This window comes from Candidatus Omnitrophota bacterium (genome assembly GCA_018894435.1).
Classification (GTDB): Bacteria; Omnitrophota; Gorgyraeia; order JAHIPI01; family JAHIPI01; genus JAHIPI01.
Map to the genome: position 1 here is coordinate 1 of JAHIPI010000059.1, position 8,687 is coordinate 8,687.

Sequence of the window (8,687 nt, forward strand, 5' to 3'; positions counted from 1 at the left end):
TATAAGCCGGTTGAAGCGTATCCGGGAGAATATATCCTTTATATAAAGGCTATAGCAGAGGAAAGCGCTTTTAAATGCGACAAGGTGCGCGAGAAGTCCCTTGAAAAGGATATAAGCGAGGAAGACGCGATAGGGGCGGGCATAAATTTTGAGAAGGACTTTATGCTGTTTCTGCATAATATAAAAAGGCATATTAAAAAAGGCGAAGAAAAGATAGTAAACGCCATAATAGAATCCGAAGAGAAGCACTTAAAACAGCTTTATGCCCTGCAGAAAAAGCTGAAAAAATAGAGGGGGCTTCATGAATATGTTGAAAACGGCGGTAATACTCCTAGTAACGGTATCTCTTCTTATGGCCGGAGGCGATGTCTTTGCCCAAAATATGCTGGAGAACCTGCCTTTAGTCGGAGACCTGACCCAGGGCATAGGTTTGGATATAAATAAAGAGCCGCCGGATGTGGATATAAAGATCTACAATATTAAAACCAAAGATAACTGGACGTTATCCATAAATAGGTATGTCGTCAAGGACCCGTCCATAAAGAAGAGGGCAGCCGTAATACTATGCCACGGTTTTAATATAAACAATAAATTCTGGGACCTTGACAAGTCGTGTTCGCTTGCGACATATCTGGCGCGCGCCGGTTATGATGTGTGGGTGCCGTCTTTAAGAGGCTCGGGCCTCAGTTCAAAACCACTTATTGCGGATGTGCGGAATCTGTTAAAACTCGATTTAATAAATATACCGCAGACTTTGATGAAAGCGCCTTCTGACCTTACAAAATTTGACTGGAGCATAGATGATCACATACACAAAGATGCCCCGGCAATAATAAATTTAGCGAAGAAAGAGTCGCACTTTAACAAAGTCTACTGGATAGGCCAGAGTATGGGCGGGATCATAATGTATGGTTATCTGGAGGCCGAAAACCAGAATGACATAGCCGGCTTTATTCCTGTTAGTTCGATGATGTTTATAGATCATCCGCTGACGCCGGGGTTAAAGATGATCGCCGACCAAAAGCCTTTATTGACGGCATCTCTATTGATAAACACGTCGGTTGCCTCGCAATTAAGAAATGTTACGCTGGGTGCCGTAAAGAACCCCATAGAAGAGCTTCTTCTAAAGCGGGAAAACATGGACAATAAGGTCGTCTTCCGTTTTTTTAGGGAGGCGATAGACGATACTTCTCCGGGAGTGGTGACGCAATTCTCGGATTCAATAAAAGCGGGTAAGATGTTATCCAAAGATGGAAAATTCGATTATACAGGTGCGCTCGGCCGCATTAAGGTGCCCACGCTTATGCTGGCAGGAAGCGGCGACGGATTTGTCTCAGAAAGCGCGCTCAAGGAGGCCTTTGACAGGATCTCATCCAAAGACAAGACCATGATAGTCTTTTCTCAGGCAAACGGATATTCTGCGGATTACGGCCACTGCGACTTGATTTTAGGCAAGAATTCCGAAAAAGAGGTCTATCCTGTGATATTAAATTGGCTTGACGCACGTACCCGAGCGGCCGTAAAGTAAGTACTACTTATAATAAGGAAGGAAGAGCATAAAGATCCAGACGATTGCCAGCGTAATCGCCGTTATAAAAAACCCCACCCTAAACCATTCCAAGAAACTTATGCTTCCCTTGCGCGCTTTCTCCAGCGCCCCAATAGCGATGATATTTGCGGTCGACCCTATTATGGTCATATTGCCGCCGTAGCAGGCGCCGAATAGAAGCGCCCACCAGAGTACATTGTAAGTAGAATCTATGCTTATAAGCCCTTTTACTATGGGTATAAACGTAGCCACCACGACCACATTATCCAGCATGCTGGAGACGATGCCGCTTGTAAAAAATACTATGCTCACAAGGACACTGCGGCTTCCTCCGACAAATGCCATGAGTTTATTAGCGAAGAAATCCGCTATACCTACGTGCGTAAGGGCGCCGGATTGCGCGAATAAAAATAGAAAGAAAAGGAGTGTCCACCATTCTACGTCTTTCTCTATATAACTTCTGGCCTTATCGCGCTGCCACATCATTATACAGCTTGCGGAGATAAGCGGGGTTATCAGCAATATTGTATTTGCCTCAAGGCCCAGCAAAAGTTCAAAACGATGGTGAAATACCAGCGCGGCCATAGTTATACCGAATATAACCATTCCTATCTTTATCTTTCTTTCAGGCGGCACATTCAAGAGCTTCGCGAGTATTTCATTGCCGCCGGATTCTTTTATTTTTTCATCCAGTTCCCGTATAGATTTTTTAAATATAAACATAAGCGGAAACATGATCAAGGCTAAGCTTAACATGGTAAGCGGAAAGGCGTGTGTGATGAAATCCTCAAATGTGAGCGAGGCCTTGGTGGCTATCAATATGCCTATGGGGTTTCCTAAGACAGTTCCCGAAGACCCTATGTTAGTGGCAAACACAGACGCTATTATGAGAGGCACGGGATTTACTTCGTAATAATCGCTTATCTCAAATATCAGCATTATGACGAACATGATAGATGTTACTTCGTCAAGCATGCAGGCAAAAAGGGCCGAGCCGATCATCAACGTTACGAAGAAGCGGCGGCCACTCATGTTGGCTAATATAAATTTTCCCAGTAACCACGCAAAGAATCCTATCTCCCTCAAGAAACCCACAATGACCATCATGCCTATAAGAAACAATATGATTTCCATAGAAGAGAAAAGGATAAATTCCTGAAAGGTCATAATGCGGAATAAAAGAAGCAAGCTTGAGCCGAAAAACGCAAAACTTACGCGGAAATCCCAGAATAGAAGCGCGCCGAGTATTGACAGCGAGAAGATGGCTAACGTAGTAGCCTGTTTTTTATCAAGGCCTATCGCACTAGCGGTAACGGCCACTATTGCTACGATTGATATGAGGATAAATATTTTAGATAGATAATGTCTAACCATTTTGTTTACAGTATACCATAAAATACGGATTGTGGCAGGGAATATTTAGGTTGATAATTATATTTGTTAGTGTTAAAATACAGGCCTTATGAATGTATTGGTGATCAACTCCGGCAGTTCCTCAGTCAAGTATAAGCTCTTTGACGTAAAAGATAAAAAAGAGCTGGCAAGAGGCATGGTAGAGCGGATCGGTTTGAAAAAATCGGAACTTACCCATGCTACCTCCTTCGGTAAAGAGATAAAGATATTAAAAGAGATCCGCGACCACGAATCAGCGATCAGGCTGGCCCTCAGCCTTCTTGCCGATAAAGAACACGGGGTAATAAGCGATATATCCGAAATAAGCGCCGTTGGCCACAGGGTTGTGCATGGCGGTGAGAAATTTTCGGACTCTGTAGTTATAACAAGCCAAGTTATAAAAGTGATAAAATCATATTTTAAGCTTGCGCCGCTTCATAATCCGCCGAATCTATTAGGCATAAAAGTGGCTCAAAAATTGCTTCCCGGCATAAAACACGTAGCTGTGTTTGACACTGCCTTTCATCAGACGATTCCGCCGAGCGCGTACCTTTACGGGCTGCCATACTCGCTCTATGAAAAAGATAGGATAAGGCGGTACGGTTTTCACGGGACATCGCATAAATATGTCGCGTTAAGGGCAGCGGAAATATTGCATAGGCCCGTAAATAAATTGAAGCTTATTACAGTTCACCTCGGAAACGGCTGCAGCATTACGGCGGTAAAAAACGGAAGATCCATCAATACGAGCATGGGTTATACTCCTCTTGAGGGATTATTGATGGGAACGCGCTCGGGCGACATAGACCCGGCCATAGCCTTGTATCTTTCCAAAAAGAAGGGGCTTTCGGCAAAAGCAATAGACGATCTCCTTAACAAAAAAAGCGGGCTTCTCGGTATCTCTGGCATCTCAAGCGATATGCGCGACGTATATAAAGCTGTTACTAAAGGAAATAAAAGGGCGAAACTTGCCTTTCAAGTCTTTGTGGACAGGATTCAGAAGTATGTCGGTTCCTATATGGTGGCTATGGATGGTGTAGATGCTATAGTATTTACCGCCGGGATAGGGGAACGCCACGCGCCGACGCGCAGCGCTGTGTGCGAAAAATTATCTTTCTTAGGCATTAAAATAGACCCCAAAAAGAATAAGTCGGCAGTTAAGGAAAAAGTCATAACTACCGACTTATCAAAAGTAAAAGTCCTCATCATTCCCACAAATGAAGAATTGATGATAGCCCGCGAAACCTATAGGCTTACTTACCTTTAAGCTTATCTAACCATTCTCCCATAAGCTTTCCGGCAATCTCTTTAGAGCCCAATCCGAACGAAAGCGCTAGCGCAAGGCCTACGGTTGCGAGCACTATATTCATCGCCGAGACAAGCACAGCCCCTATTTGCAGCTGATCCAAAGCGATCATCACCGTAAATACTATTATGGCGATCTGCGAGATCTTTCCGAACAGTGCCGCCTGATGAAGCCCGACGTTGGCCGTAGCGGCTCTTATTACGGTGGAGACGAATGCCGCTATAAATATTCCGAGTATCAATATTATAATGGCGCCTATTACGTTAGGCAGGTATAGAAGTATCTTATCGAGGAGGGTGGAGACTCCTATAAGGGCCATAATATCAAGGACAGATATCAATACCCCTAAGATTATTATCCAGTAAAGAACCACACCCAAGAGTTCCGACAGCGTGTACTTTATGCCGCCGTTTCTTAAAAACGCGCCAATCTTGATATCTTCGGCAATAGAGTCCAGCTTTATGGCCTTGAGCAGTTTAGTTACGACGGACATGATCAGCTTTGCGACAAGCCAGCCGATGACAAATATGAGGATGGCAGTGAGAAAATTTACCAGGAAAAACCAACCACGGGTTAAAAGCTCCCTTAAGGGCGCCACCATAGTGTCCATTCCTTACCTCCTTTTTGATAATAAGTGTATCATACGAATCGTGCTATGTCAATAATACGAACTTATTATATTACTCTTTTCCGAGGGCAAGCCAGGCGATCGAAACAATGCATATAAAAAGATATGCGTACATCGTCAGCCATAGCCCGTTTTCAATCCCCAATGTTACCGCCAGGTTTGCACTACCCAGCGTGGAAAGTTTATATAAACCGGCTCCTGACACCACCCCGCCGATAATCGCTATTATAAGAGGGGAGATCCTATATTTTACTCCCGCCGCTGCCAGCCCCATGCAGACGATTGCGAGAAGAGGGAGAAGATATACCATTTTTGCTTTTTTATCGATATCTTGGGCATCCGGGAAAAATAGCTGGATAAGCGCCAGAGCGGTCTTTGATTCTTTTTGGTTTACCAGAGTGGGGATATCATTGCCGCTGACCACAGATTTAATTTCTATGTCTCCCATTTTTTCCATGGATTTTGTTGCCGATTGGAGTTTATTTATAAACTTTGCCGCATGGGGTGAATCTTTAAGAGGCCCCTTGGAAGCGGCTTCAATTAACCGCTTTGATACCTCAGTTCCGGAAATTACGATCTTTGCCCATGGCATGAAAAACGCGTATATAATTACCAGGCAAGCGATAACGATTAAAGCAGGAAAAATAACTTTCTTCATAACCACACCTCCTTCTCTTTATTCTTTCTGTTTTCGGGCGAGCTTCTTACTTGCGTCTTCTTTGGAGTAGCAGACGAGGACATCTTTTGCCTTGATTACGGTGTCGCCGGTAGGCCCTCCTATGAAGGCCTCCTTTTTATGATTAACTTTTCTGTAAATCGCCAATATGAGTATGGCATGCTGATCAAGCCGCAATTCACTCAGTTTTTTATCAACCAGCCAGCTGTCGTTTCGCACTGCAATCCTTGAAATGGCGTAGCCTTCATTAAACCCAAGCAGCTCTTCGTAGTCAAATATACGCAATGAAGTCCACTTTTCAAGGGCCTTACTGATTATTTTTCTCATTAAGACATAAATATGCCTGGAGCGGGCAAAGAGATATATCGCGAGGATACCTGTGAGTAATATCATTGCCCTTATAGCGACAGCTTTGCCGTGTTCGCCTACGAAAGCGAGGACTAAGGTGGCCATGGAAGTGGTGACTCCTGCGCTGCCTAGAAGGATGAGGATTCTTATGATGCGGCGCCTGACGGGATGAGTGACTATGGCTTCTGATTCCCGGGTCGTGAATCCAACTCCGGAGAATGCGGATTGCGCCTGGAAAGAAGCTATTTCGGGAGAAAGGCCGGTAAGTTCAAGAGCAATAGACCCTATTCTTATTACAACGATTGACAATAATATGATTATAAGTAAGCCAGAAAGCGCTATCATATTTGATTAAAGTATACACTGTTTGTGCCACAATGCAAAGTAAAAACCGAAATACTGGCGGAAGGAGCAGGATTTGAACCTGCGAGGCCTTGCGGCCTGGACGCTTTCGAGGCGTCTGGATTAAACCGCTCTCCCATCCTTCCAGCCCGCATAAAAACCAATAATAGCGGCCTATCGCGAAACCTTCGAACTATCTTTCAAGTAATTAAGATATTCGCTGTCCGTGGTAAGGATGATGGTTGTCTTGTCGTCCACCGTATTTTTATATGTATCGAGTGTCTTAAGAAACGAATAAAATTCGGGGTCGTTATTGTAAGCGTCGGCGTATATGTTTGTAGCCTCAGCGTCAGCTTTACCTTTTAGTGTTTCCGCCGTTTTATAGGCCTCGGAACGTATCTGGTTCAAGTCTTTAGCCATACGTCCTTCTATTTCGGCCTTTTTACCCTGCCCTTCGGAGCGGTATTTTTCAGCGGCGCGCTTTCTTTCGGATATCATCCTTTCAAATACTTTCTCCTGAACGTCCGCAACGTAATTTATACGTTTTATCCTTACGTCAATAAGGTCAATGCCGTATTGAGGTACAATCTTTGAAGCTTCTTCCAATATTTGCCTTGTCAACGCTTCTCTGCCGAGTGAGATTGTCTCAAGATCTTCCTGGGCCTGGCCTACGCGGTCCTCATCTATTTCCTCGCCCTTCTGCTCGATAATAGTATTTGTGTTTCTGACGACTTCAACGAGGTTATTGCTGGTAACGGCGTCCCGGGTGGCGGAATCGATAATATCATCCAGACGCGCCTGAGCTCCCATTTCATTGCCAACTGACTGCAGGAATTTTAACGCGTCGATTATGCGCCATCGCGCCGTTGTGTCTACCCATATATATTTTTTATCTTTCGTAGGTATCTGGTTGGGGTTGCCGTCCCATTCCAGCATTCTTTTCTCAAAGTAATTAGCCTGCTGTATAAACGGCATCTTAAAATGTAGTCCTGCTTCCGTAACCGGCTTGCCTATCGGTTGGCCGAATTGCGTTATCACGACCTGTTCGATTTCATTGACTACATACAAAGCTCCGCTTACCGCGAGGAGCGCGATCAAAAAAACGACTGCTACAAGGGTAAATATTAGCTGTTTCATTCCGCACCCCCTTCACGATTTAACTGAAGAAGGGGGAGAATACCCTTCTGTTCGGGATCTATTATAAATTTTTCCTTTGCTTTCGGTAATATTTCGTTCATGGCTTCGAGGTAGAGCCTTTTTCGTGTTACCTCCTGCGCTTTTGTGTAAGATTGCCATACATCCATGAATTTTGCGGCATCGCCTTTTGCCTTGTTTATTCTCTGCAGGCCGTATCCTTCCGCTTCGCTAATCGTCTTTTCGGCTTCGCCGCGGGCTTTTGGGATCGCCTTGTTATAGGCCTCCCACGACTGGTTTATGACTTTCTCTTTTTCCTGTTTAGCTTCGTTGACTTCATTGAAAGACGGTTTTACGGGGTCGGGAGGATTAACGTCCTGCAATTTGACTGTCACTATCTGTATGCCGCTTGTGTAGGAATCTAGGATATTCTGAAGTTGGTCCTGAACCGTCTGGTTTATCTCTACCCTGCGCGTGGTGAGGACTTCGTTGACCGTATGATCGCCGACGACCTGCCTCATTACAGCTTCGGATATATTGCGCAAAGTACCGCGCGGGTCTCTCAACTGGAATAAAAACTTCACGGGATCCTTGATTTTGTACTGAACTATCCATTCCACAACGAGCACGTTTAAATCGCCTGTCAGCATGAGCGATTCATCATAATATGAACGGGTGGAATATTGGCTGACGACTCCGGGTTTTGTCGTGCGGAAACCGAACTCTTCCTTAAATATGTATTTCACTTTGACGTTATTTACCGTTTCTATTTGGAGGGGAAGCTTTAGGTGCAGGCCCGGTTGGGTTGTCCTGACATATTTTCCGAAGCGCCTGATAATACCGACTTCATCAGGGCCCGTTGAATAGATTCCGGTCAGAATTATAACTGCTGTCGCCATGGCGGCGATAGCGGGCAAGAACCCCTTGCTTAAGTTGGGCGGTTTTATGCGTATCTTTCTAAATAAATCATCCGGCCCTTTAATCTTATCAAAATCCATATAAACCTCCCATTAGTATATTGTTAGCCTACCTCTCTGATGTCATACTATAGTCCCTTAGGCAATATGTCAAGCATATTCGGTTTTTAGCCGCGGATAGCTAGGGTTTCGTATTGACAAAGATGGCATAATCCCGTATAATTTATACCACATTTTACAATATGTAAAACATATTCCCCCCTAGCTCAGTTTCCGCCAGAGGCGGATCAGCCTCCGGCTGAGGTAGAGCAGGTTCCGCCAAAGGCGGACCAGCCTTCGGCTGGGGCTGTGCAGTTTAAAATTTATGTTTAGTGTTTACATACTAAGAAGCAAGA

At 44.6% G+C, this 8,687-nt stretch carries 9 protein-coding genes and 1 tRNA gene; 3 read left to right on the forward strand and 7 right to left on the reverse strand.

Annotation, left to right across the window (positions count from 1 at the left end; genetic code table 11):
• Both KKI13_04515 and KKI13_04520 read left to right on the forward strand, forming a co-directional pair.
• Window positions 1–291, forward strand: a 291-nt coding sequence (locus KKI13_04515) for a hypothetical protein (protein MBU4488311.1), incomplete at its 5' end; no start/stop codon positions are given.
• A gap of 10 nt (window positions 292–301) precedes the next feature.
• Entirely contained in the window at window positions 302–1,528 is a 1,227-nt protein-coding gene (locus tag KKI13_04520; GenBank protein ID MBU4488312.1) for a lysophospholipase, read from the forward strand.
• Between the two features lie 3 nt (window positions 1,529–1,531).
• Here the strand turns inward: KKI13_04520 and KKI13_04525 are convergent, their stop codons facing one another.
• Window positions 1,532–2,923, reverse strand: a complete 1,392-nt coding sequence (locus KKI13_04525; protein ID MBU4488313.1) for an anion permease — start codon at window positions 2,921–2,923, stop codon at window positions 1,532–1,534.
• Window positions 2,924–3,011: 88 nt separating this feature from the next.
• Here KKI13_04525 and KKI13_04530 point away from each other — a divergent pair, with 88 nt between their 5' ends.
• Window positions 3,012–4,208: an acetate kinase gene (locus tag KKI13_04530; protein ID MBU4488314.1), complete on the forward strand. Its 1,197-nt coding sequence runs from the start codon at window positions 3,012–3,014 to the stop codon at window positions 4,206–4,208.
• Here the strand turns inward: KKI13_04530 and KKI13_04535 are convergent.
• The 6 genes from KKI13_04535 to hflK form a co-directional block, all read right to left on the reverse strand.
• The gene (locus KKI13_04535) at window positions 4,195–4,857 is read right to left on the reverse strand and encodes a hypothetical protein (protein MBU4488315.1); all 663 of its coding nucleotides are present in this window, start codon (window positions 4,855–4,857) and stop codon (window positions 4,195–4,197) included. The genes KKI13_04530 and KKI13_04535 overlap by 14 nt on opposite strands.
• Before the next feature lie 70 nt (window positions 4,858–4,927).
• Window positions 4,928–5,533 (reverse strand): hypothetical protein, encoded by a 606-nt coding sequence (locus KKI13_04540; GenBank protein MBU4488316.1) that lies wholly within the window; start codon window positions 5,531–5,533, stop codon window positions 4,928–4,930.
• An 18-nt stretch (window positions 5,534–5,551) separates the two neighbouring features.
• Window positions 5,552–6,244 carry a TrkA C-terminal domain-containing protein gene (locus tag KKI13_04545; protein ID MBU4488317.1) on the reverse strand — a complete coding sequence of 231 codons (693 nt, stop codon included), beginning with the start codon at window positions 6,242–6,244 and terminating at the stop codon, window positions 5,552–5,554.
• Window positions 6,245–6,299: 55 nt separating this feature from the next.
• Window positions 6,300–6,387, reverse strand: a tRNA-Ser gene (locus KKI13_04550).
• Window positions 6,388–6,415: 28 nt separating this feature from the next.
• Window positions 6,416–7,378 carry a protease modulator HflC gene (gene hflC / locus KKI13_04555; protein MBU4488318.1) on the reverse strand — a complete coding sequence of 321 codons (963 nt, stop codon included), beginning with the start codon at window positions 7,376–7,378 and terminating at the stop codon, window positions 6,416–6,418.
• The gene (gene hflK / locus KKI13_04560; GenBank protein ID MBU4488319.1) at window positions 7,375–8,373 is read right to left on the reverse strand and encodes an FtsH protease activity modulator HflK; all 999 of its coding nucleotides are present in this window, start codon (window positions 8,371–8,373) and stop codon (window positions 7,375–7,377) included. Before hflK ends, hflC begins: the two co-directional genes overlap by 4 nt.
• Window positions 8,374–8,687: the final 314 nt, after the last annotated feature.

What these genes read in the sequence shown, in the direction of transcription:
- KKI13_04520 (MBU4488312.1), top strand. Translation starts at nt 302, where the DNA reads ATGAATATGTTGAAAACGGCGGTAATACTCCTAGTAACGGTATCTCTT.
- KKI13_04525 (MBU4488313.1), bottom strand. Translation starts at nt 2,923, where the DNA reads ATGGTTAGACATTATCTATCTAAAATATTTATCCTCATATCAATCGTA.
- KKI13_04530 (MBU4488314.1), top strand. Translation starts at nt 3,012, where the DNA reads ATGAATGTATTGGTGATCAACTCCGGCAGTTCCTCAGTCAAGTATAAG.
- KKI13_04535 (MBU4488315.1), bottom strand. Translation starts at nt 4,857, where the DNA reads ATGGACACTATGGTGGCGCCCTTAAGGGAGCTTTTAACCCGTGGTTGG.
- KKI13_04540 (MBU4488316.1), bottom strand. Translation starts at nt 5,533, where the DNA reads ATGAAGAAAGTTATTTTTCCTGCTTTAATCGTTATCGCTTGCCTGGTA.
- KKI13_04545 (MBU4488317.1), bottom strand. Translation starts at nt 6,244, where the DNA reads ATGATAGCGCTTTCTGGCTTACTTATAATCATATTATTGTCAATCGTT.
- hflC (MBU4488318.1), bottom strand. Translation starts at nt 7,378, where the DNA reads ATGAAACAGCTAATATTTACCCTTGTAGCAGTCGTTTTTTTGATCGCG.
- hflK (MBU4488319.1), bottom strand. Translation starts at nt 8,373, where the DNA reads ATGGATTTTGATAAGATTAAAGGGCCGGATGATTTATTTAGAAAGATA.